The sequence below is a fragment of the Flammeovirga aprica JL-4 genome, from assembly GCF_012844305.1.
Taxonomy (GTDB): domain Bacteria; phylum Bacteroidota; class Bacteroidia; order Cytophagales; family Flammeovirgaceae; genus Flammeovirga; species Flammeovirga aprica.
On sequence record NZ_JABANE010000043.1, the window covers coordinates 1 to 25227 of the forward strand.

The 25227-nt window shown below is 36.0% G+C and carries 16 protein-coding genes; 9 read left to right on the top strand and 7 right to left on the bottom strand.

The genetic code is table 11. The features are described from left to right. Positions 1–78: 78 nt before the first annotated feature. Both HHU12_RS16115 and HHU12_RS16120 read right to left on the bottom strand, forming a co-directional pair. Positions 79–3120 carry a GAF domain-containing SpoIIE family protein phosphatase gene (locus HHU12_RS16115; RefSeq protein WP_169657779.1) on the bottom strand — a complete coding sequence of 1014 codons (3042 nt, stop codon included), beginning with the start codon at positions 3118–3120 and terminating at the stop codon, positions 79–81. A 246-nt stretch (positions 3121–3366) separates the two neighbouring features. Next, positions 3367–5586: a RelA/SpoT family protein gene (locus HHU12_RS16120; RefSeq protein ID WP_169657780.1), complete on the bottom strand. Its 2220-nt coding sequence runs from the start codon at positions 5584–5586 to the stop codon at positions 3367–3369. 585 nt (positions 5587–6171) lie between these two features. On the opposite strand from HHU12_RS16120, the gene tig reads away from it, so the two are divergent. Further along, positions 6172–7512 (top strand): trigger factor, encoded by a 1341-nt coding sequence (gene tig / locus HHU12_RS16125; RefSeq protein ID WP_169657781.1) that lies wholly within the window; start codon positions 6172–6174, stop codon positions 7510–7512. Between the two features lie 335 nt (positions 7513–7847). On the opposite strand, the gene HHU12_RS16130 is transcribed toward tig, so the two are convergent. Together HHU12_RS16130 and HHU12_RS16135 are read right to left on the bottom strand one after the other, a co-directional pair. Beyond that, positions 7848–9005, bottom strand: a complete 1158-nt coding sequence (locus HHU12_RS16130; protein ID WP_169657782.1) for an MraY family glycosyltransferase — start codon at positions 9003–9005, stop codon at positions 7848–7850. Between the two features lie 73 nt (positions 9006–9078). After that, positions 9079–10266, bottom strand: a complete 1188-nt coding sequence (locus tag HHU12_RS16135; RefSeq protein WP_169657783.1) for a glycosyltransferase — start codon at positions 10264–10266, stop codon at positions 9079–9081. Positions 10267–10600: 334 nt separating this feature from the next. Here HHU12_RS16135 and HHU12_RS16140 point away from each other — a divergent pair, with 334 nt between their 5' ends. The 7 genes from HHU12_RS16140 (at position 10601) to HHU12_RS16170 (ending at position 18700) form a co-directional block, all read left to right on the top strand. After that, positions 10601–11371, top strand: coding sequence for a hypothetical protein (locus HHU12_RS16140; RefSeq protein ID WP_169657784.1), 771 nt, complete (start codon positions 10601–10603; stop codon positions 11369–11371). 147 nt (positions 11372–11518) lie between these two features. After that, positions 11519–13120: an NAD(P)/FAD-dependent oxidoreductase gene (locus HHU12_RS16145; RefSeq protein WP_169657785.1), complete on the top strand. Its 1602-nt coding sequence runs from the start codon at positions 11519–11521 to the stop codon at positions 13118–13120. 6 nt (positions 13121–13126) lie between these two features. Beyond that, positions 13127–13768 (top strand): pyridoxamine 5'-phosphate oxidase, encoded by a 642-nt coding sequence (gene pdxH / locus HHU12_RS16150; RefSeq protein ID WP_169657786.1) that lies wholly within the window; start codon positions 13127–13129, stop codon positions 13766–13768. Between the two features lie 312 nt (positions 13769–14080). Beyond that, entirely contained in the window at positions 14081–15403 is a 1323-nt protein-coding gene (locus HHU12_RS16155; protein ID WP_169657787.1) for an ammonium transporter, read from the top strand. A gap of 160 nt (positions 15404–15563) precedes the next feature. Continuing rightward, positions 15564–16463 (top strand): Ppx/GppA phosphatase family protein, encoded by a 900-nt coding sequence (locus HHU12_RS16160; RefSeq protein ID WP_169657788.1) that lies wholly within the window; start codon positions 15564–15566, stop codon positions 16461–16463. A 225-nt stretch (positions 16464–16688) separates the two neighbouring features. After that, positions 16689–17558, top strand: coding sequence for a DUF302 domain-containing protein (locus HHU12_RS16165; RefSeq protein ID WP_169657789.1), 870 nt, complete (start codon positions 16689–16691; stop codon positions 17556–17558). Positions 17559–17614: 56 nt separating this feature from the next. Next, positions 17615–18700: a lipid A-modifier LpxR family protein gene (locus tag HHU12_RS16170; protein WP_205959900.1), complete on the top strand. Its 1086-nt coding sequence runs from the start codon at positions 17615–17617 to the stop codon at positions 18698–18700. Positions 18701–18744: 44 nt separating this feature from the next. Here the strand turns inward: HHU12_RS16170 and HHU12_RS16175 are convergent, their stop codons facing one another. From HHU12_RS16175 to HHU12_RS16185, 3 genes are all read right to left on the bottom strand, one after another. Further along, entirely contained in the window at positions 18745–19155 is a 411-nt protein-coding gene (locus HHU12_RS16175; protein WP_169657791.1) for an acyl-CoA thioesterase, read from the bottom strand. 109 nt (positions 19156–19264) lie between these two features. Beyond that, the gene (locus tag HHU12_RS16180; RefSeq protein WP_205959901.1) at positions 19265–20425 is read right to left on the bottom strand and encodes an MFS transporter; all 1161 of its coding nucleotides are present in this window, start codon (positions 20423–20425) and stop codon (positions 19265–19267) included. A 217-nt stretch (positions 20426–20642) separates the two neighbouring features. After that, the gene (locus HHU12_RS16185) at positions 20643–22166 is read right to left on the bottom strand and encodes a CotH kinase family protein (protein ID WP_169657793.1); all 1524 of its coding nucleotides are present in this window, start codon (positions 22164–22166) and stop codon (positions 20643–20645) included. Positions 22167–22304: 138 nt separating this feature from the next. On the opposite strand from HHU12_RS16185, the gene gcvP reads away from it, so the two are divergent. Further along, on the top strand, positions 22305–25205 hold the full coding sequence (gene gcvP / locus HHU12_RS16190; protein ID WP_169657794.1) for an aminomethyl-transferring glycine dehydrogenase: 2901 nt from the start codon (positions 22305–22307) through the stop codon (positions 25203–25205). Positions 25206–25227 lie beyond the last annotated feature (22 nt).

The window sequence follows — 25227 nt, forward strand, 5'->3', positions numbered from 1 at the left end:
TTGGTAAACAGTTGTTTCTTCAATTTTCAAAAGCTCATTTTTAGTTATACTTTAAAATGTCTCAATACTTAGCGATAATTATTCATTCGCTTTAAATCCTAATACAAGAACATCATCGGTTTGTACCAATTCGTCATCCATCCAGTCATTGAAAGCTCTACGGACAGCAGTTCTCTTTTTACTCATGTCTACTCCTTTGTTATTGAATAGCATCTTCATAAATCTCTCATTGCCATAAGCCTCTTTACGCTCACCCCCAATCTGTTTGTGGTAGCCATCTGTAAATAAGAAGTATTCAGCATCGTCATCTAAGCTGAAAGTATGCTTGTTGAAAGATGTTTCATCTTCTTCATTGCCACCAATAGAAGCAGGAGTACCTTTAATAATATAGAATTTACCATCGATAATTCGAGCCATAGAAGTATTTGCACCTGCAAATTCCAGTGTATTGTTCTTCTTGTCAATTACACAAAGTGAGATGTCCAAAGAATCTTGGTTGTCATTGATTTTCTGATTCAAGTGAACTGTGATTCTTTCGTTCATTGCATCAAGAATTTCATCAGGAGAAGTAATGTTTCTTACTTCTACAATCTCTCTGAACAATGAAGTACCAATGATACTCATCATCGCACCCGGTACACCATTTGAGTTACAGTCAACTGTTGCAACGAAAACCCTCTTGTTACTTTCATGGAACCAGAAGAAATCGCCAGATACAATATCTTTTGGTTTGTGGAAAATAAAAGAATCTGGAAGAATATTTTTAATGTAAGTACGGTTCGGAAGAATCGCACCTTGAATCTGCTTCGCGTATTTGATAGACTGAGTGATTTTCTGAGAAGTAGATTGTAACTCTTCTTTTTGTCTTTCAATCTTTTCGTATTGTACCGCATTGTCAATGGCAATGGCAGATAATACGGCAATGTTTCGTAACAGGTTTACTTGCAGGTCAGAATAAGAGTTTTTCTTAAAACTTTGTACAGTAATTACACCAATTAGTTTCTCTTTCGTTCTTAATGGAAGGTAGATAATTGAGTATGGCATTTCACCTACTGTTTGCTCAATTTTTCCTCCTTCATTGATATAATTATGCATTTCTGCTGTAATATCAGAAATGACAATCTCTTTATTATCTCTTAAACATATTGCTGAAAGTTTAGATTCGTCATTCATTTGGTGAATAAATTCAGGTAGCCTTTTACCTTTTTCAATGGCACCAATAAACTCAATATGCTGTTTTCTATGAGAATAAATACCAATACCGAAAGTAGTGGCATCCATCAAGCTGTTTACATTCTCATATACAGTTTCAATTACACTGTCAGTACTTAAACTTGATGATAGTGTTAAACCGATATCAGAAAGTAACTGTACGTTTTTATACGATTGCTCAATTTTATCTTTGTTTTCCTCCAGCTCATTTTTCTGTTGCTGAAGCTCTGCAGTTCTTTCAGAAACGACCTCTTCTAGTCCTTCATATGTCAGGGCATTGTCTAGGGCAATACCAATATAGATTGCAATGTTTCTTAAAACGTTAAGATCAGTATCAGCAAAAGCATTGAGCTTGTAATTCTGAACGGTGATAAAACCTAAGGTACCTTCTTTACCAATCAGTGGAAGGTAAATTACTGATTGAGGCAGTGAATCAGGATTATCGGTATTCAGTTTTGCATTTGGCAAATGCTGTGAATATTCAGAAATAAGATCATTGATTACAATCTCTTTCAGTGTCTTGAAACACAAGATCGATAACTTATTCTCATCATCTAATGAAATGGCTTTTGGCGGTAGCTTTTCACCGTTTTCAATATTGGCGATGATGTCCATTACTGCTCTATCTTTATTGTAAATACCAATAGAGAACAGCGGAGCATCGATCAAGTTATTTAAACTTTCGTAGGCTGTATAGGCAATTCTTTCAATGGATAGGTTGGAAGTAATATCCTGACCGATCTCACCTAAACTCTTCAAAGTAGTATAGGCTCTTGAAAGTTGTTCTTCTTGTTTCTTAGTAGTGATAAGGTGTGTTTCATCCTTCACTTTAGACTGCTTAGACAATTGGAAGTTGTCAATGGCAATCGCAAGATAAGAGCTCAAACTCTTCACTAAATAAACATCAGATTCAGTGTAGGCGTTGGTTTTTGAACTTTGAACAGTCATAACACCAATTACGCTGTCTTTGTCCATAATAGGAACGTAAATGATCGACTGTACTTTCTTACCGATTCTTGGGGCAGTGTTAACGTAGTTTGGTAAATAATTAGTGATTTCCTTATTGAAGTCATTAATAAATACCGTTCTACGTGTGTTAAAACAAAGTGTAGCTAATCTATTCTCTTCTTTTAAACTACAGAAGTTGAACGGAAGTCTCTCCCCATCTTCAAAAGAGCCTGGAAATTCTAGGCGTTGCTCTTTTTTGTTTAAAACACCAATATCAAGGAACTGAGCGTCAACAATCGAGTTGATTTTATTGTACACAGTTTCCACCATTTCTCCAACAGAAGAAGTTGTAGCAATCACTTGTCCAATTTCACCCAAAGTTACTAAGTCTTCTTTTGAAAGGATACCTTCTTTCGGTGAAGCTTTTTTATCATTTGAAGTTGCAGGTGGAGTTGATTTTGATAAATTCTGAATCAAAATAGCAATCTGCGGTGCAATCACTTGAATAAACTTAAGACTTTCAGCTGTAACGTTTACTTCTTGTGTTTGCTCAAGCATCAAAAATCCTATCAATTCCTCTTCCACTCGCAAAGGGATGAAATTAAGGAATGACGGGGCAGATTTTTTAATATATTCATCTGCTTTGATTTTGTCTCCAACCTTACTTAAGTCTACAGCAACAGGATTTTTACTTGATACTAATTGCTTTATTACATTTAAAGGCAATTGATCTGCATGGGCAAGGTGATTACTTTCGAAAAATGAAATATCATCCTTCCCTCTCAAACCGCTAGCTTTCAAAATAAAGTTTCCGCTGTCATTAATAATGACGGCAACTTTCTCCGCTATCGTTTTTGATTTTGCTAATTCAATGACTTTTCCACATAACCCATTTAGAGTAAGTTCCTTAGAAAGGTCTTGATATATTGTTAATGCTTGATCTAATATTCCTGTTTTCATAGATAAATGAAAAAATAAGGTAACCTCAAAAAGTTTTTAGTGTAGACAATTGTTCGAGCTTCTAATTGAAGTGGGCAACAAATTGAATGTAACTGTATTACACCGGCTTAAATTTAATAAATTTATCGCCAAAGTACTAATTTTTCACCTTTAGGTGCAGTTTATTAACGTTATAAAAAGAAAGCGGCGACATCAGATGACATCACCGCTTCGTTTTTTGTGGGATATTTATTTGATAGAAACAACCTAGTCGTCTTTCCTTGTAACGCGTATAATACCGTCAATATCAGAGATTTCCTTGATTACTTTTTCAAATTCATTCAAATTTTTCACTGAGATTTCAATGTTACCTCTAAAGATGCCATCGTTGGATTCAATAGAAATAGATCGAATGTTAACTTTCATCCTGCTAGTTATTATTCTTGTAACATCATTCACTAGACCTATACGATCAGTGCCTTCAATGTCAATTTTAGAAATATATGAAGTCTCTTTCTCACTTGCCCATCTAGCCTTAATGATTCTGTATCCGTAATTGGCCATCATGGCTACGGAGTTAGGACAGCTCGTTCTGTGTATCTTAATGCCATTATTAATAGTGATAAAACCAAAGATATCATCACCTTGTATTGGATTACAGCAGTTGGCAATAGAATAATGCACATTGTCCATGTCTTCACCAATCACCAATTCATCATCATCGTTGCTTTTACGCACCTCTTTGATTTTGGTTTTGAATTCCTTGGCAGAATCAGGAACAATTTTTCTCTTCTTTACATTGTTGGTATGGTCAAGGTGTTCTTTGAACTTTTTGATTTCTTTATGTTCAATAATCCCTTCACCTACCTGATAATAGAGGTCGCTTTCATTACTTAGATTAAAGAAGTCTCTAAGCTGTTGTGCTATTCTATCATCATATTTTATTTTCAGTTGCTTGAATTTTCTATCAATAATCTCACGGCCAATCATACCGATACGCTTACGGTCATCTTTTAAGTGAGATTTAATTTTTGCTCTAGCTCTTGAAGTTCTTACAATCTTCAGCCATCCTTCATTTGCTTTAGATTGATTGGCAGTAAGAATCTCAATCTGATCGCCATTGTTCAGTTGATAACTCAAAGGGACTAGCTTGCCATTGATTTTGGCACCAAGACACTTTGCTCCAACCTCTGTATGGATATCAAAAGCAAAATCCAGAACTGTAGCACCAAAAGGAAAGACTTTCAAGTCGCCATTAGGAGTGAAAACAAAAACCTCCTTATTGAAAAGGTTCGTTCTGAAGTCATCCAAAAACTCAACAGCATTGACTTTGTCATTTTCCATCAAGGAGCGTACCTCATTAAGCCATTGTTCAATACCTTGTTCAGAGTTAGCTTCCCCTTGCTCTTTGTATTTCCAGTGGGCGGCATATCCTTTCTCTGCGATCTCGTCCATTCTTTTAGAACGGATTTGTACTTCCACCCAGTGGCCATTATGTCCCATTACCGTAGTGTGCAATGATTCATATCCATTGGATTTCGGCATACTGATCCAGTCTCTCAGTCTGCTCACATTTGGCGTATAATAATCGGTTACGATAGAGTAAATATGCCAACAGGTAGATTTTTCAGTCTGTCTAGGACTTTCAAAGATGATACGGATGGCAAATAAATCAAAAACCTCTTCAAATGGCACCTTTTGCTTTTTCATTTTATTAGCAATGGAGGTGATTGACTTTGTCCTTGACTTAATAGTGTATTTATAGCCTTGGTTGTCTAACGTTTCAGTAAGAGGCGTCTTGAACTCATCTGTAAAGTGTACCCTTGCTTCTTGAGACTCTTTCAGTTTTTTGGTGATTTCATCATAAAGAGGACCGTCAGAGTATTTTAAACTAAGGTCTTCTAATTCTGATTTTATATTATAAAGTCCAAGTCTGTGTGCTAGGGGAGCATAGATGTATTCAGTTTCAGCTTTTACCTTCAGTTGCTTGTCCTTTGGCATTGACATGAGGGTTCTCATGTTGTGCAGTCGGTCCGCAATCTTGATTAGTACCACCCTTACATCTTCAGAAATAGTCAATAACATTTTTCTGAAGTTTTCAGCTTGCAGCGAACCGCCTTTTTTGCCAGCTCCAGAAATCTTCGTCAGACCATTGACAATCAATGCCACTTTAGGTCCGAAGTGTTCTTCAATTTCTTCAATAGTATAATCCGTGTCTTCCACTACATCATGTAATAAAGCGGCCATGATAGAAGTGGTGCCCAGGCCAATCTCTTCAGTGGCAATGGTGGCAACAGCTACAGGGTGATATATAAAAGGTTCGCCAGACTTTCTTCTCATTTCTTTATGAGCGTCTGTTGCAAACAAAAATGCTTTCTTAATGTTTTTTACATCGTCACTATCGTTCAAAAAAGGACGAGCTTTACGCAATAGGTTTGCGTACATTGATAATAGTTCCCTTCTTTCCTTTTCTAGGTCGATATTCATCTTCAAGTCTCCCAACAATTTTTAGATTCAATCCCGATTGTAAGTAATGACAGATAATACTGTTTATTACTTGAAAAATTTAAGTTGCAAAAAAAATGTAATAATACCTACATATTAAGAAGAAAGTGCTTTTGAACCGCCATTTTTTCAACTGAAAATAATCCTAATCAAATGTTGGAATAATGATGAATAGAGTAATTTTTACGGGATAAAAACAGGAATTTAACTGTATAATTTCAGCTCAAATCCCTAACTATTAATAGGTTCGTTTATAACAGTTGTTTGCATTTTTTTGGTCAAAGTGCGATGATTTTAATAATGAGTTGCTTACCTTTGCATCGCTTAAAATGACGATATGCGTTTATATCTGAAATTTTAAGAAGATGGAGAAGGCTGAATTGCTATTTTACATTTTGTTTTTCAGTGTGTTAGTGATTTTGTCAGTCTTGAAATCTAGTCTTGTGGAGGGTAGGAGGTTGTTGAATTTATAATCAATGATTTTTTAGTTCAACACACAAATTATATGATTTCTGCACAAGAAATTATTTTTATTTAGAGTTTTGTTACACCAAAAATCATAGAACTTTGGAATTCAAATTAGATAAACAAGAGAACTCATACGGTTTACTTTCAGTAGTTGTTGCTGAAGCGGATTTTATGCCGGAATATAAGAGCAGATTGAAGCAATATGCTAAAAATGCAAATATGAAAGGTTTCCGTAAGGGTAAAGTGCCAATGTCAATGGTACAAAAAATGTACGGTAAGCAGTTGAAAATGGAAACATTCAACGAGTCTGTAGGTAAAGCTGTAGATACTTACTTGAATGACAATGGTATCAAACCTCTTTTCCAACCAATGTACAAAGGAGATTTTATCACTCCTGAGCAACTTGGTGCAGAACAAACTGTTGAATTCGAATTATTACTTCCTGAGTTTGATTTAGACTTAGCAGCTTTAAAAGCTGATACTTTCAACTTAACTGTAACTGATGCAGATGTTGAAAATACAATCGCTAAGTTAAAAGAGTCTTACCCTAAGAAAGTAGACGTAGAGAAAGCTTTAAAAGGTGACTTGATTACTGCAACTTTCAAATCAGTTGAAGGTGACTTCGAAAAAGAAGGTGCAGCATTTGATCTTGACGACAAATTAATCACAGGTAACGTAAGAAAATTCTCTGGCAAGAAAGTAGGTGACGTTGTGACTTTAGACATTGAAACAATGTATGAAGATAACAACCGTCTTCGTTTATTCTTAGGTGGAGATAAAGATGAGGCTGAAGCTTACAAAGGTGACTTCACTGTCGAAATCACTAAAATCACTCGTTCTGAAGAGCCTGAGTTAAATCAAGAATTCTTTGATATGGTAATCGGTCCAGATAAAGTATCAAACGAAGAGGAGTTTAAAGCTGAATTGAAGAAAACTATTGCTGAAGTAAACACTCAAGCAATCGACAACGTAACTAACGACAACGTAAGAAATGCAGTTGTTGAAGGTACTTCAATTTCTTTACCTGCTGAGTTAGTGAAGAAAGTATACTTACAGAACAATCCTCAAGCGAAAGAAGAAGAGTTAGCTGAAAGCTTACCTAAATTCGAAGAGGCTGTGAAGTGGAGAGCAATTTCTGATAAAGTATTCGCTGATAACGATATCAAAGTTGAGAAAGAAGATGTTGAAGCAGCTGCTTTAACTGCAATCAAAGCTCAATTTGGTAGCTTCATGGGTGAGGACGATGAGCAAATGGCTGGATTCGTTCAGAACTACTTGCAAGCAGAAAACGGTAAGTACTTCGAGCAAACTTATGAGCAAGTTTACAACGAGAAAGTATTCAACGCATTAAAAGAGAAAGTTGCTTTAAATGCTGAGGAAGTAGACTTGAAGCAATTCGAGGAATTCTTAACGAAAAGAAACGAAGAAGCAGCTAAGTAATTAGAGCTTTTTCTGGAGAAATATAAGGGAATGTCTGTAATAAGGCATTCCCTTTTTTTGTGTAAGATCATATTTTTTTGACTCAAATGAGTTGATTGATGAGGTATATAATTTTTCTTGTTAAGAGTTAAGGTGGTTTGTGATGATGTAGTTAAACGTTTTTAGAAATATTGTTTATATTCTAAATGATCAAACCACGATCTGTTTTTTTTTTTTTTTCTTCGTTCGAAAATGTCTCTTGTTTTCTATCTTAATGCATATTAAAAAAGGCTTGAGAATCTATAATAGAAATCTCAAGCCTTTCTTATTGAATGTATGTATATAATGTTCTGTCTCTATCTCGCTTTCTTAAGCGGTTTGCGCTGAGAAGGAACTGTAATTACTTCTACATTTTCATTAGTGCTTTCCTCTGTATCATCTGCTTTTGATGGCATATACTCTTTATCATGAAGTTTAGTTAAAGTGTAGCCAATCAAACAGAAAGTAGAAAGAATAATAGTACATGCTGTACCTGCATAACCAAGGTTAAGCGTGTTGATGTAATAAGAGATGACAGCTGTAATGATAGACAAGCAGTAAAATAACAATACAGCTTTTGCAGGTGATAATCCAAATTTCACAAGAAGATGTGAAGAGTGGTCTTTTCCACCTACATAAATTGGTCTTCCAGATCTTATTCTGTTGATAGTTACGAAAGTAACATCGAAGATAGGATAAGCCAATAATAGAATTGGAGTAATAATGCTGATGTCAATGCTTGTAGTGACAGTCCACGACTGCATTACGCCAATCATTGAAAGCATATAACCCAAAAACATACTACCAGAATCACCCATGAATATTCTAGCATTTGGATAATTGTTTGGAAGGAAACCAAACAGTACAGCTGCTAATACCAAACTGATCAATGCTACTTGTTCGTTATGGAAGTAGATGATAGAAAGTACCCCAAAAGCTAAGGATGAGATAGCGGCTGAACCTGGAGATAAGCCGTTCATGTTGTCTACTAAATTTAGAGCGTTGATCACTCCGATAATCCAGAAGAAAGTAAATAAATGACTTAAAACAGGTGGTAAGAAAGAGACTGATCCAACAATAAAAATAGCAATTGAAGATGCTAATAATTGGAAGAAAAGCTTCACTTTTGGCTCCATAGCCTTTGATTTGTCATCGTATGCTCCAGTGAAAAAGATGATCAAAGACCCAGAGTAAAGCCATAGTGCTTTATGTTCTAAAGCTTCAGTGCCGTATACAAATAAGATACTGCCAATTGCTGTAACAACTGTAAGTGTGCTTGCTATATAAGAACTGACTTTCTTGTCTCTGAATAAAAAACTTACACTAATTAAAACTCCCAAAGTGACAGGAACTGACCACCAAATAGGTAAAATTTCGATTAGGGTAGATACAATAATGAAGGAGATCATAATGCCTATGCCTCCCATTAGTGCTGTAGTCTTTGTGTGGAAACGATCGGCTCTAGGTTTGTCCACTATATTAAATTTTATAGCTTGCCTAATTAGAACCCTAGTGATAGAAAAAGATATAACCGCACCTATAACAAGGCTAAGCAATAATGTTAATTGATTCATAAGTTAACTCTTTGTACGTTTCAGTAAGGTCTTGTACTAGTCGATCAAAACTATATCTTTTGTAGGTTCTGTCTTGATGTTCTTGTACAAAACGGAGGTTATTGTCTTTGGAATTTAAAATGTTTAGCGACGCTGAAGCCATTGCTTCGTCATCATTTGTTTGGACTAAATAATTTTTGCCAAAATCAGTGAATAAATCAGGTACTCCACCAACAGCAGTGGAAACAACAGAAGTACCGCTTGTCATCGCTTCAATAATAGAGACAGGCGAGCCTTCATTATTAGAAGTAAGCAAAACTAAATCCAAACTTGAATAGATGTCCGGTAAATTCTTTAAAAAGCCGGTGAAAGTGATGAATTTAGATGCATTTTTCTCTTTTGTGTAAGCTTCTAAATGAGGACGGTCTTCTCCGTCTCCTACCATGAAAAAATGAGTATCAGGATCTTTTCCATGGATTAAAGAAGCTACTCTAATGAACATTTCGAGATTCTTTATCTGTGTGAAACGAGCAACAATGCCAATAAGTTTCTTGTTTTTTGGTATTGAGTAGGTTTCGTGTAGGAAGTTGTTATTCTCATTAACATAGAATCTCTTCAGGTCTAGTCCTAAAGGGATCATGCTGTGCTGTTCCTTTTTTCCAATCCCAAATCCAAGTATTTCTTCCTGTTGTTTGTCTGTAATTGTTACAATTCGGTCTGTACTTTTAGCAAGACTTCGTTCTATAAACAGGAAAAGTTTGGTTTTGAGAGGGGAGAAATAACCATGGAATACATGTCCATGAAATGTATGCACAGTTTTGGTTTTCGTACTAGAAAGGAAATTGTATAATACAGCTGCACCTCTTCCAATAAAGCCTGCTTTCGCAGTATGGGTGTGCACTATGTCAGGTTTGTATTTCAACATTACCTTTAAAATACGAAAAAGAGCTTTAAGATCATTGATTAATGATAGCTCTCTTTGTAACTCATTTATATAGTTTACCTCGACGTCTCTTTCAGAAGCAAGGTAAGACATATCTCCTTCGTTGCTGGGAATTGGTCCAGCGTATAACTTCGACTCAAATTCTTCGTTTTGTAATTGATCAGTAAGCAAAACAGTATGTATTGCAGGGCCTCCAACATTGAGTCTAGCAATTATTCTAAGAATTTTTGTTTTTTTCATTCAAAATGAAATGTGAACTACCTTATATATTTAAAAAGATAGGGGACTTTAAGGAATTGAATAGGTAAAGACCTATCCTAAAAAAATAAATTCAATCATTAATTTTAATAACCGTTGCACAAATATATGTATAATTATTCCAAAAAATGTGAAAATCAAGAATTAAAGCCTCACTTTTTAGTTTTCGAAAATGAAAAATACGAACTTACTTTGATACATTTTAAAAAGCATTTAATTTTAACTCAGTTTATGAACAAAAATAACGGGTAATTATATGGTGTTATTTTTGCTCGGTTACAACCGCTTTTTAGACTTAAAATAATAGATCGAAAAAATGGCAAATAACATTACAAAATCATTTTCATTCTTTTTATCCGGTGCTATGGCATTGTTTTTTACATCTTGTGGAATGCAAGAAGAAAATGATCAACTAAAAGCTACAAATGCAAAACTTCAAGAGGATTTAGCTAGAGCTGAGGCTGCTGCTCAAACTTTAGATGAGGTAGGAGCATTGATTGACTCGATTGATGTGTCAAGAAACCTTTTATATGTAGATATGGAAAGAGGTATTTCCGGTAAAACATATGAAGAAAAAATTCGTGCTATTGATGCTTATATGCAGGAATCTGAAAACCGCATGGAGCAAATGGAGGCAAGTCTTGCAAAGGCAAATACTAAAAATAGTGCATACGCAAATACAATTAGAAAATTAAGACAACAGTTAGATCAGAAAACGCAAGAGATTTCAGACTTGAAACAGCAAGTGGATAAATACAGAACTGAAAATAAGGCGTTGATTAAAACTGTAGACCTTCAAGCAAAAGAACTTTCTGATAAAGAAATCCAAATCCAGAAGAAAAAAGAAGAGCTTTCTTTGTTGGAAAATAGAATTCAGGAATTAATGGTTCAAGCGAAAAAGACAGAGGCTGATGCGTTTTATGCTCAAGCGGAAGCTTTGGAAGAAGCGGCGCGTAGAACAAAATTGGCTCCTAAGAAAAAGAAAGCAACTTATGCTGAAGCATTGGAGTTGTATAAAAAATCTTTTGAGGCAGGACGTAAAGATGCTTATGATAAAGTACAAGAGTTATCTGAAAAGGTAGATTAATAATGTACTTGAAATAAATATTTAAAAGGAAGCAGGTAGCGAAAGTTGCCTGCTTTTTTTGTTAAGTGAAGTTATGCATGCTGTTTCCTAAATTTGCATTCCTTAATTTTGCACATCTTTTTCTTAAAAATAAAGAACAGACATTAAATGAAAAAAGTATCTCAATATGTTGTCTCTCCGAACGTTGCTTTCGATGATGAGAATTTTAAAGCTTTCATAACCAAAAAAGAAGGTCTGAAAGATGCCGAAAATGTAGTAGTTCGGATGACAAGACGATCTATTGATGCTCGAAAAAAGAAAGTAAAAGTAAATGTGGAGGCGGAAATCTTTGTGGATGAAAAGCCAACATTGAACATTGCTTATAAAAAGGACTATCCTAATGTTGCGGATGGGAAAAGAGTAGTAATTGTAGGGGCTGGCCCTGCTGGATTGTTTGCCGCATTGCGTCTTATTGAGTTAGGAATTAAGCCTGTCGTGATTGAAAGAGGTAATGATGTGCAGAAGCGAAGAAAGGATTTAGCCAATATCAATAAAAAGAATATTGTGAATGCAGATTCCAATTACTGTTTTGGTGAAGGTGGTGCAGGAACGTATTCTGATGGAAAACTTTACACTCGTTCTAAAAAAAGAGGAGATTTTAGAAGAATCTGTGAAATTTTTGTGGCACACTCTGCTTCTGAGAAAATTCTAGTAGATGCGCACCCTCATATTGGAACCAATAAATTACCTAAAGTAATTCAAGAAATGAGAGAAAGTATCTTGAATGCTGGTGGTGAAGTACATTTTGAAACAAGAGTAGAAGATTTTATCCTTGAGAGAGATGAAATTAAAGGTGTTGTCACTCAAAATGGAAATCAAATTACAGGTGAAGCTGTATTATTAGCGACAGGACACTCCGCAAGAGATATCTTCAGATTATTAGATCAAAAGGAGATCACGATCGAAAGAAAACCTTTTGCATTGGGAGTGAGAATTGAACATCCGCAAGGGCTTATCGATAAAATACAGTATCATTTGAATGACCGTGATAGAGGAGAGTATTTACCTGCAGCTGCTTATTCTTTGGTTTCTCAAGTAGGATATAAAGGTCAGAAAAAAGGAGTGTTCTCTTTCTGTATGTGTCCTGGAGGTTTTATTGTACCTTCTGCAACTGCCGAGGGAGAAGTGGTAGTGAATGGTATGTCTCCTTCACGAAGAGATTCAAAATTTTCTAATTCTGGTATTGTTGTCAGTGTGGATGATGAAGATTTTTCAGAATATATCCAGAAATATGGAAATTTGGCAGCAATGGAGTTTCAGGCCGCAGTAGAGAAAAGAGCTTGTGAAGTGGCAGGTGGAACCCAAGTAGCACCGGCACAACGTGTAGCTGATTTTGTGTACGGAAAAATTTCTTCTAATCTTAATGAAACATCTTATCAGCCTGGCTTGTTATCAGTAGACATGCGAGAAGTGTTGCCTGAGGCAATTGCACACCGCTTGAAGTTTGGTTTCAAGGATTTCGGTAAAAAGATGAAAGGTTATATGACCAATGAGGCTCAAATTGTGGGTGTAGAAAGTAGAACCTCATCTCCAGTAAGAATTCCAAGGGAAAAAGAATCTTGTGAGCATATTTCTTTGAAAAGACTTTTCCCGTGTGGAGAAGGAGCAGGTTATGCAGGCGGTATCGCCTCAGCGGCAATGGACGGTGAATTGTGTGCCAATAGAATAGCAGAAATATATTGTGGCGTAAAAGACGCATCATTAAAATAAAAATAGATGAAATCTAAAATTGCAGATATCCGAAAGGACTATTCGAAAAAAGATTTAGATGAGAAAGATGTTTTAGACAATCCGGTTCAACAGTTTGAAATCTGGTTGGAAGAAGCTATTAATGCAGAAGTACATGAGCCAACAGCTATGAATGTAGCAACGGTGAATAACGACGGACGAATTTCTTCAAGAATTGTATTACTAAAAGGAGTGGAGGAAAATGCTTTTGTTTTTTATACAAATTATGAAAGTAACAAAGGTAAATCACTTCAGGAATCTAAAAGAGCTGCTTTGAACTTTTTCTGGCCAGAGCTAGAAAGACAAGTTTGTATAGAAGGTACAGTTGAAAAAGTAGACGAAACTACTTCTGACACTTACTTTGAAAGCAGACCTTATAAAAGTAAAGTGGGAGCGTGGGCTTCAGAGCAGAGTAGTGTGATTTCTTCCAAAAATGTGATCGTAACTCGTTTTGCGAAATATGCAGCGAAGTTTATTACAAAAGTACCTCGTCCTCCGCATTGGGGTGGTTTTGCTATAAAACCGACAAGAATTGAGTTTTGGCAGGGAAGACCGTCAAGATTACATGACAGAATCGAATATTTGCTTGATGAGAATGGAAATTGGGGTAAAAATAGACTTGCACCTTAATCTTTTCTTAAAATTGATGGAAAAAGGCTTAATCACAGACCGTGGTTAGGCCTTTTTTTATGAATTAAGGGTGAATAATATGTCGTTTGATTGAAAAATGAACCTAACAAATGGTAAATGTGTTATTATTTGTACTTTTTGGGTTTAATTTAATCTTATGTTGTTGTAAAATTTCAATAAAATAAGAAATATGGGTATTATTTTAATGTGTGATTGGATAAAAATGTGCTAAAGATTTGCTTTAATCATTATGAATTATATAAATTTGTGGCATCGGAAATATAAAAATACTCACACTCACCTATATTTATTATGATTTCTATTAAAAATACAAGCCTTAAAGGCTTGGTGTTATTACTGTCTGCATTTTTAATGCCCTCATTAACATTTGCACAGGAAGCAGCAGCAACTATTAATACAGGAGATACAGCTTGGATGCTTATAGCAACAGCATTAGTAATGCTGATGACTCCTGCAGGTTTGACATTATTCTATGGTGGTTTAGCTCAACGTAAAACGGTATTGAATACTATTGGTATGAGTTACACTGCTTTTTGTACTGGTACATTAGTATGGGTAATCATTGGCTACAGCTTTGCATTCGGAGAAGGAAACGCATACATTGGAGGTTTTACTTCTTTCTTGTTGGCTGATGTGAAGATTACAGATGTAATAGAAGGACAAACAATCCCTCGTATTTTATTTATTATGTTCCAAGGTACATTTGCCGCTATTGCAGTAGCACTTGTAAGTGGTTCAATCATCGAACGTGTTAAATACTCTACTTGGATGATCTTCTCAGCGTTATGGGTAGCATTAGTTTATTCTCCAATTGCCCACTGGGTATGGGGTAATGGCTTCCTTAGTAATGACGGTGAATTAGACTTCGCAGGTGGTACAGTAATCCACATCAACGCAGGTATTTCAGGTTTAGTATTAGCATTAATGCTTGGTAACAGAATCGGTCACGGTGAAGAGCAATCAGAAAAGCCTTCATCAATCAAATTAATGGTACTTGGTAGTGCTCTATTATGGTTTGGTTGGTTCGGTTTCAATGGCGGTAGCCAATTAGCTGCAGATTTTATTGCTGCAAATGCAATGTTAGTAACAAACGTAGCAGCAGCAGCAGGTGGTATGGCTTGGTTGTTAATTGAGTGGATGACTGAAGAAAGAAAGCCTACATTATTAGGTTCGGCATCAGGTGTAATTTCAGGTTTAGTTGGTATTACTCCAGCATCAGGTTATGTAGATGTATCAGGAGCGTTAGCAATCGGTTTGATTTCAGGTGTAGTTGGTTTTTATGGTGTAGTGAAATTAAAGAAAGCTTTAGGATATGATGATACTTTAGATGTATTTGGTATTCACGGTTTAGTGGGTATTGTAGGTGCGATCTTAACAGGTGTATTTGCTAATCCTGAAGTAAACGGAGCGGCAGGTTTATTATACGGTAACCCTGGTCAAGTGTTAGTACAATTGAAAGCAGTAGTTGTAACAATTGTATTTGCAGGTGTAGCTTCAGCAATTCTTTTCAAATTGAGTACTTTATTAACTGCCGGCGGTAGAATTGATGCTCATACAGAAACAGAAGGTCTTGATGAGTCGTATCACGGAGAGAAATCTTTCGACTCTATGTAAAAAATATATCCCTAGTGGAAGAAAAAGAGGTATTGCGTCACGTAATACCTCTTTTTTTTATAATTTTAGTTTCAGCAATACTTTTTACACCCTGCTTTTTAAAAAGTATGATTTTAGACAGCAGGATTATCAATAACTGTTCACATTAATTTTTTTTACTTTGAGACTAGCTTCAATAGATATTGGCTCTAATGCCATACGATTCCAGATTGTTACAACACACATAGATAAAGCAGATGAAGTTGCTTTCAAAAAAATAGAATACATGCGTTTCCCTCTTCGCCTGGGAAAAGATGTTTTTAAAAGTGGTAAAATACTTCGCCCGACTGAGGAGAAACTAGTTAAACTTATGAAGGTCTTTTCCACTCTTCTTGATTTGTATGAGGTGAAGGATTACATCGCATGTGCCACTTCCGCAATGAGAGAAGCTGAGAATGGAAAAGAAATCGTAGACCGTATTTATTATAAAGAAGGTTTGAAGATTGATATCATAAGAGGTACAACCGAAGCCGAAATGATTGCATTGACTTTAGATCCTTATATTCCAATGGGAAATGTGGTGCACATTGATGTAGGTGGAGGCAGTACTGAATTGAATATCTATCGCCACAAAACAAAAGTAGCATCAAGATCTTTCCGAATGGGTAGTGTTCGTAGGTTAAGCGGGGAAGATTTGGAGGCTATGTTTGATCAAATTAAACATTGGTATCAAAAAGAATCCTCTCCTTATATTAGAGAAGGTGAAGAGGTAATTGCAATAGGTACAGGAGGAAATATCAACAAGCTTTTCAATCTTTCAAAACAAAAGAAAAGTGATGATAAGACGACCTATCTAAAGGAACTGAAAAAGATCAGCAGCTGGTTGATGGAATTTACTTATGAAGAAAGAGTGAGTAAATTGAGATTAAACGAAGACAGGGCGGATGTGATCATTCCAGCTTCAAATATTTATATGACTTGTATGGAGATTGCAGGAGCCGAGAATATCATTGTTCCTGGTGTAGGTCTGAAAGATGGTATTCTGCATTATTTGGTAAAACATAGAGATTACCACTTTTAGATGTTGTAAAGTAGTTTATAAAGTTATACTACCCTGATTATTGTTAAAATAGTCAGGGTATTTTTTTTGCCCGAAGTGTTATAGATTATTAGGTGTATATGATAGGATAATTTTAATAAATCCTGACTGAGTAATTGAATAATTTGAGATACTACTTTAATCATTTTAAATTAATTATACCTTTTTTAGCTAGGTATTTACCTATTCAACCTATTTCCTATGAAAATGAATAACTTAATTTTTACTGCTCTACTTTTCTTTCTTATAAGCTGTTCCGGTAATACTATTACAGATTATACAGCCCTGACGGTACGTAATAAAGTGGATGCTGAAGTAGATCATTTAAAAAATGCAATCTCACCTTTTCAAAAAATTACTCAAATTGACCATTCACGTCTAGCTAAAGATGAGGGGGTTTATACACCTCCTGCAGTAGTGACAATATTTTCAGATAAAAAAGTAAACGCTGAGTTATTAAAGAAAGATCAGTTGATAGGGGTAGATTTACCTTTTAAAATATTGCTGTATTCAGAACCTGACACTCAAAACGTGACCTTGGCGTATACATCAGCAGAATTTATTCAGAGAAGACATTCTTTAACAGGGCAGGATGTGAAACAGTTTCGTAATGAAATCAGTCAAGTTATTAATAAGTTTCCCAAAGCAATTTATGCTCAGAATTATGATAGAAAAGTGGAAGATGAGTATGGGTTAATAATTCAGCAATCAACAAAACCCTTTCAGAAAACCATCAATGATTTGAAAGTGGCTATACTGTCTCAAGATGACACACAGATGTTTGCAGACATTGATTTCCAAAAAGAATCTAAAGAAGTGGGAGTTGATATACCACCAACCTATTTGATTTTGTTTGGAGGACCTGCACCAGGAGGGAAGGCTATGAAAAATACACCACGTTTAGGATTGGATGCCTTTTGTCAGAAGCTATTGGTTTTTGAAAAGGAAAATGGAGATGTTTTTATCGCTTATAATGATATTGAAGCATTTTCAGACCTTTATTATGAAACCAAAACCTTTCCACAAATGATTATTAACTACAGATTGGGGAACACATTAGGTGGGGCTGTGGAGTGACACCAAAAGGGACATGGACAAATGAAGTTATGATTACGACCAAAAAGATATTTCTCTTGCTATTATTCTTATTGATGCTTTCTATAGTTTATGGTCAAGAGAATGCAGCTAAGGAAAAGCGACCGTTTTATTTTGAGTTAAATGTTGATGAGGATCTTTTTCTTTTAAAAAGTACCGATCAGTTTTATTCATTCGGCACTGCTATTTTATTTGGTTGGAAGGGGTTGGACAATAAGTTTACAAATACGATTTTACCAAAACTTTCAGACAGTCATCAATTATTTAAAATGGGAATTGTGCATAAGATGTACACTCCCCGTGATGTACAAAGGGCGGATGTCGATTCAACGGATATACCTTTTTGTGGAGAAACTTACCTTACTTTAATACATAATTCCTTAAATCCATCATTGGGTTTGGTGCTGATGACAAAGCTGGATTTGGGGGTAGTAGGAGAAATTTCAGGTGCGAGACATTTTCAAAATTCTTTTCACTCAGCAATAGGTAATAATGAAATTGCCGGCTGGGAAAATCAGATAGGCAATGGTTTGTACCTTAATTATACTGCCGTTTTGATGCATAACTTAATTTCTTCCTTTTCTTTTGCAGAAGCATTTGTAGGAGGAAGAGGTACCGTGGGGACAATGGACATTTCATTTGAAGGCTTTGTCTATCTCAGAGTGGGTATTTTTAATGACTTTTTTGTTCAAGCAGAAAGACCGTATTCAAAAAAAGCAGACTTAAGCTCATTTTATAATCTGGCTGATAAGTCTTATGCAAGGATGAAATACCCAGATACAATGTGGTCTGAAGATCCTGCATTAAGGGAAAAAGCGACTTCTACTTGGCTGTCTAGGAATTTCAAACCGCTTCAGGTGTACATTAAGTTTATCAGTGGAGGAATACTGAATGCTTACGACGGGCAGATGCAAGGAAGTTTAATTGCTTTCGAATCTTCACCTTATACAATTCCTGCTGATAAAATCCCGATGTGGCAACATAGGTTATCTGTTGGAATTGTTTTTTCATACAAGTTTGGAACTTTGGAATACAATTGGGATAGAATCACTTATGAACCTGATGATAAATTTCCTCCTTATTACCCAAAATGGGGAAGGTTTAATCTGAATTTTAACCTTTAAACAAAAAACAGAAACAACTACGTAAAAGTCATTTCTGTTTCTTTTTATATTAATTCAAACTCTTGTTCAAGTCTACTGTAGTCAATTCGAACAGGTTTGTTGTGATCATTCAGTGCTACAAAAATAAATACGCTTTCCATCACCTTTTCTCTGGAGTCAGAATACATATCTTCAGAATACATTTCTAATATAACGCGTAATTTTATTGGATCTGCTTTTTCTACTTTACCAATTACTTCAACAATACTGTTGGGAGAAATCGACTTCAGAAATTTAATATCTTCCGTTTTTAAGGTAAACATTTTTTGTCTTGTAAACCTTGTTGCAGTGATATAAGCCACTTCATCCATCCATTTCATCGCCTCTCCTCCAAATAATGTATTATTTGCATTCAATGTATTTGGAAAAATAGCCCTGCATTGCCTCGTAACTGTTTTTCTTATTCTTTCTTCCATAATTTTTCGAACAAATTGCTTAGAAAGGTATGGAGATATTCTTTGAAATATAAATTTAGCGTGAATGTATATTCAAATAAATACGAATTCAAACATAATCAATGTTAGACTACTGTATTATTTTCTCCTTGAAAAATAGTTTTGTCATTCCATAGAAAACTAACAAGCTGGCACCTAAAAGTATTAGAGCGTTTCCAATACTTAAATAGTCGCATAAAAAGCCAAAAATGAAAGAAAGCAAGGCTGTAAATACAGTCAGAACAAATGAATCTACAGAAAGTACGGTTGTCAGCATTTCGGTTGGGCTGTCATCGGCCATATAACTTGTAAGGATTGGTTTTCTTAAACTGTCAGTGATATAGACGAGGGTGAAAACAACTATTGCGAGGAAGATAAGGTTGATTTCATACATCAAACCTGCAGTAATCCCTAATAACAATCCAATGATAAGTGTGTTGATAATGAATCGTTCTTGATTTGGAATTTTCTTTTTTACCGATTTTGAAATGACAGCGGCTCTTGAGGTCATCATATAAATACCAAAATAAAGTACCCCCACTACTAAACCTACTTTCTGTTTATCATCATCTATAAAACCGAGAAAAGGAAGTGTGAGTGCAAATGCGGCCATCATAGGCTGAATAAAATCTTTTGAAGCTCCTAGAAAAGAAGATAATACGGTGGCATTTGTGATTACCTTGATCAATTGTCTTTGTTTTAAAACTACCCAAAGCTCTTTAATAAAATTGGACTGTGTCTTCTTTTTCTTCTTTTTACCTCCTTCATCCAAAGATTTAGGGTAAGTGAGAAGGTTGAAGAAGTTGATGATATAAGGAATAACAGAATAAAGAAAAATACTTTTGAACTCACCGCTATATAATACAAGGAATCCAGCGACTAAAGAAGATATACCACTCCCAAATTGTGCCCAAGCTCTTGTATTGGCAAAGTAATCGGTTTTCAGGTGCATCCATCCTTTTTCTTCTAAGTAACTAACGATAATAGCTTTATGAGAACCACTCCTTAATGTTTCCCCTAAACCAAAAATGGAAAAGGCTGCAACCAATAAAAAGAAGTTCGTAGAATAATAGATACCAATAAATGCAATGATATAGGCAAAGAATGAAGTGGCTAGTGATAACTTTCTGCCCAAAGAGTCCGCCAGAATTCCAGTAGGAATTTCAAGAAAGAACGCTACTAATTTTCTTATGGCGTAAAGCGTACCGATTTGAGTATATGAGACACCCACCTCTGAAAGATAAATGATCATAAAGGGATCAAAAAACCTCAAATTCTTTAGAAATCCATACATACTGAAACGCCAGTACATACTGTTTTTTTGAATTGATGATGGGGTAGTCATATTGAAAATGCAAGTATAGTTTTAGTAGATTCCTTTGGTTGGAATATTTTAATAAAAGGCTCGAATTTACTTCAAATTTTAAAGGCTTGAGCAATAGTCCGTATTAACTTTGTGTTTCATTTTTCTAAATGACGACTTTTTTGACAGGAAGCTTCACCCAGCTTTTTTGATTATTTTCTACTTCTATGGATAAGAAATAAGTACCATGATGGATATTTTGAGTAGAAATGTCAATCACTTCGCTTGGTTTTTTACTCCATCTTTTAATCGTCTTACCATTTAGGTTCATCAAAGAAATCAAGCATCTTCTGAAATGTATTTCATCAAATTTTAGAATTACCTGATGATTTTTTGGGCTTGGGTATACTTTAATGTTGGTGTTGTTTATTATTTCATCAACATCTATAACCTGAATTTGTTGCTGTGCATGTTGTACTCTAGTACTTATATAATCTTTGATGCCATACTCAACATGTCCGCCAATAGGTTGTGAAAATGCGTATTCAAAATCCTCTACTGTCCATCCGTAACTTGATGTATAGAAAATATCAAATTGTAAGAAGGGTCTTAATAAAGTCTTTTGAGAAGAAAAATAAGAGTCGAGTTTTTCGTTATTAAAACGATGGGTAATCAAGTAGGAAATATATTGGTTGTATTGGTTTTTATAATTCGGAATACCTAGAATTTTACTGATCAGCGGTCTTGCCTCAATAGTATGATACCAGTTATTCAAATCCTTTCTGCCCCAGTCATACCCAATCCAGTCAATGCCGAGCGTATTATCAAGGTTGTGTGGAATGTAGGTCCATCGTTTCTGATGATCATTCCAATAGAGATAGAAGTTGTTTTTATTGTAAGAATAATTATCCCAATGCCCCGTTAAATGCTCAATAGCTATTGTTTTGATGTATTGCTCAATATCAAAATGGGATTCCAGGTAGCAAACAAGTTGCTCATCGGTAAGAATATTGATGCTGTCTAGTAATGATGAAAGTAGGAGTCTCCCATTGTGATTATTCTGATCGATTTGATAGATTTCTTCGTTGCAATAAATATTGGGATCATTGATCAAATTGGCTCCATAATTCCCTTTGACTAAAATACCATTTTTGGAACAAAATCTTGAAGCTAAAAATGCCCTGTCAATTTCTTCTGTATTTAAGTAGAGTCCGAAATAGACACCATTAATATAGAGTGCAATATGACTTGAACGTACGGCTGGAATATTTTCCTCTCGGAATATTTTTAAAACAGCTTTTTCTCTTGAAAGTGTAGGATCGTTTTTCTCGGCTTTAAAATTAAACCTTGAAGCATTGTGAAAAGTCCTGTTTTGGTCAAAGTGATTGAATGCAATTTGAAAAGATTTTTTAGCGGCATACCTAGAAGTGGTCCCTGTCAGTCTTATACCCACATTCTGCAGGGAATCTGTAAGCTGTGAGTTGGAAAAGCGGAAAAAGCAATTTTTAAATTCTATACTTTCCTCATTTCCGGCACTTAGAAGAAACTCAAGATCATAAACATCGATTCGTAGGTCCACACGGCTTACTTCCCCTTCCGGAAACAATATCCCGTCAGAAGGGTTAACACTCTGAGCAAGTGTTATAGTATATGAAATTATAAGACCTATTGTCATTAAAATTTCTTTCATTATTAACCGTAAGTTTATTTCGTAAATAAAGTTAACTATATTTGCCGTGTTATTACGGGGAAGTAGCGGGCTTAATTTACCACTTCTTCTTTTAACCTGCAATACACATTGTTAAATACCACAACACAACCATAGTCGATGAAGATTGATTTAAACAACTTCGAGAGATTTGAGGCAAGGCATAATGCGCCCAACCATACTCAAATCGAAGAGATGTTAAAAGCATTAGGGGTATCAGATATTGATGAGTTGATCGCTCAGACTGTCCCTGAAAAAATCCGCCTGAAAGAGGCTTTAAACCTTCCTGAACCACTTACTGAGTACCAATTCCTTCGTCAGTTCAAGGAAATTGCTCAGAAGAACAAAGTTTACCGTTCTTATATTGGTATGGGGTATTACAACACGATTACACCTCCTGTAATCTTACGTAATATCATGGAAAACCCAGGTTGGTATACTGCATACACTCCTTACCAAGCTGAAATTGCTCAAGGCCGTTTAGAAATGCTTTTAAACTTCCAAACCATGGTCACTGACCTGACAGGAATGGAATTGGCAAACGCATCTCTATTGGATGAAGCGACTGCAGCAGGCGAGGTAGTTCACATGTTCCATGGAGCTAGAAAAGGAGCGAAGAAAAAACAAGCAAACAAATTCTTTGCAGCAAACACTTGTCACCCGCAAACTTTAGATCTTCTAAAAACACGTTGTACTCCAATCGGAGTAGAGTTAGTCATTGGTGAGGTAGCAGAATTAGATGTTACAGATCCTACTTTATTTGGTGTATTAGTACAATACCCAGATACTAACGGTGCAATCAGTGATTATACTGATTTTATCGCGGCAGCGCATGACAACGGTGTTTTAGTGGCTATGGCTTCAGACCTATTGGCACTGACGGTTTTAAAAGAGCCAGGTAAAATGGATGCAGATGCTGTAGTTGGTTCTGCTCAACGTTTTGGTGTTCCTATGGGATACGGTGGACCTCATGCTGGTTTCTTAGCTACTAGAGATGCTTACAAACGTCAAATTCCAGGGCGTATTATCGGTATTTCTAAAGATAAGGACGGTAATGAAGCGTACCGTATGGCTTTACAGACACGTGAGCAACATATCAAACGTGAACGTGCAACGTCAAACATCTGTACTGCACAAGTACTATTAGGTGTAATGGCGGCTGCTTATGCAATTTACCACGGTCCTGAAGGTTTGAAAACAATTGCTTACCGTACGCATGGTATGGCCAACCTTTTAGTAAAAGGAGTGGAGCAATTAGGTTTTGAGGTAGAGAGCAAAGGCTACTTCGACACAGTTAAGATTAAAACAACGCCTTTACAAGCAAAAGCAATCCGTCTTTTGGCTGAGGAAAGAATGTCGAACTTCCGTTACTTCGAGGATGGAACGATCGGTCTTTCTATGAACCAATCGACAGACGTATCTCACATCGAGGATATTATTTCTATTTTCCAAGATGCGTTAGATTTAAATGTACCTGTAGACGTTCAGGCGTTAGCCAATGATATTGAAGTTGCAGTTCCTTCTGCTTTACAACGTGAATCAGAGTTCTTGACACATCCAGTATTCAGCCAATACCACGCTGAACACGAAATGTTACGTTACTTAAAGCGTTTAGAGAACAAGGACCTTTCATTAGTACATTCAATGATCTCTTTAGGATCATGTACAATGAAATTGAATGCAACAGCAGAAATGATTCCTGTAACATGGCCAGAATTTGGTCAGTTGCACCCATTCGCTCCAAAAGAGCAAGCACAAGGTTACCAAGAAATCTTCAAAGACTTGGAAGCTTGGTTATGTGAGATCACTGGTTTTGATGCCATGTCATTACAACCAAACTCAGGTGCAAATGGTGAATATGCAGGATTATTGACCATCCGTGCTTACCACGAAGCACAAGGTGAAGGTCATAGAAATATTGCTATTATTCCTTCATCAGCCCACGGTACTAACCCAGCATCAGCTGTGATGGCAGGGATGAAAGTAGTGATCGTGAAATGTGATGAAGCAGGTAATATTGATGTAGAAGACTTAAAGGCTAAAGTAGAGCAACACTCTGCAAACCTTTCTTCATTAATGATCACTTACCCTTCTACACACGGTGTATTTGAAGAATCAGTAATTGAGATCTGTCAAATTATCCATGACAATGGTGGTCGTGTATATATGGATGGTGCCAACATGAACGCTCAAGTAGGATTAACTTCTCCTGCTAATATTGGAGCAGACGTTTGTCACTTGAACTTACACAAAACATTCTGTATCCCTCACGGTGGTGGTGGACCAGGAGTTGGACCAATCGGTGTGGTAGCAGATCTTGCTCCTTACTTGCCAGGTCACGTAGTAATTGACAACAATGTAGGTGAAAATGCAGCTTCAGCAGTTTCAGCAGCACCTTGGGGTTCTGCTAGTATTTTACCAATCTCTTATGCTTATATCCGTATGATGGGTGCTGAGGGATTAACAAATGCTACAAAAACAGCGATCTTGAATGCGAACTACATGCAGTCAAGATTAAAAGAGCATTATCCAGTATTATATGTTGGTGCCAACGGACGTAACGCTCACGAGATGATCGTAGATTGCCGTCAGTTCAAGCCAGCAGGTATTGAAGTGGAAGACATCGCAAAACGTTTAATGGACTATGGTTACCATGCTCCAACGGTTTCTTTCCCAGTACCAGGTACATTGATGATCGAGCCTACTGAATCAGAAAGCAAATCAGAGTTAGACCAATTCTGTGACGCAATGATCGCTATCCGTGAAGAGATCCAAGAGGTCATCGACGGAAAAGCGGATGCAGTTGAGAACGTATTAAAGAACGCTCCACATACACAGGCAATGACCATTTCAGGAGAGTGGACGCTTCCTTACTCAAGAGAGAAGGCCGTTTATCCTCTTCCATATGTTCAAGCCAACAAGTTCTGGCCTACAGTACGTCGTATTGACAGTGCTTTCGGAGATAGAAACTTAATCTGCGCTTGTATTCCAGTAAGTGATTACGAAGAAGCAGAAGCTTAAATTTTAATTATTACAATTTGAT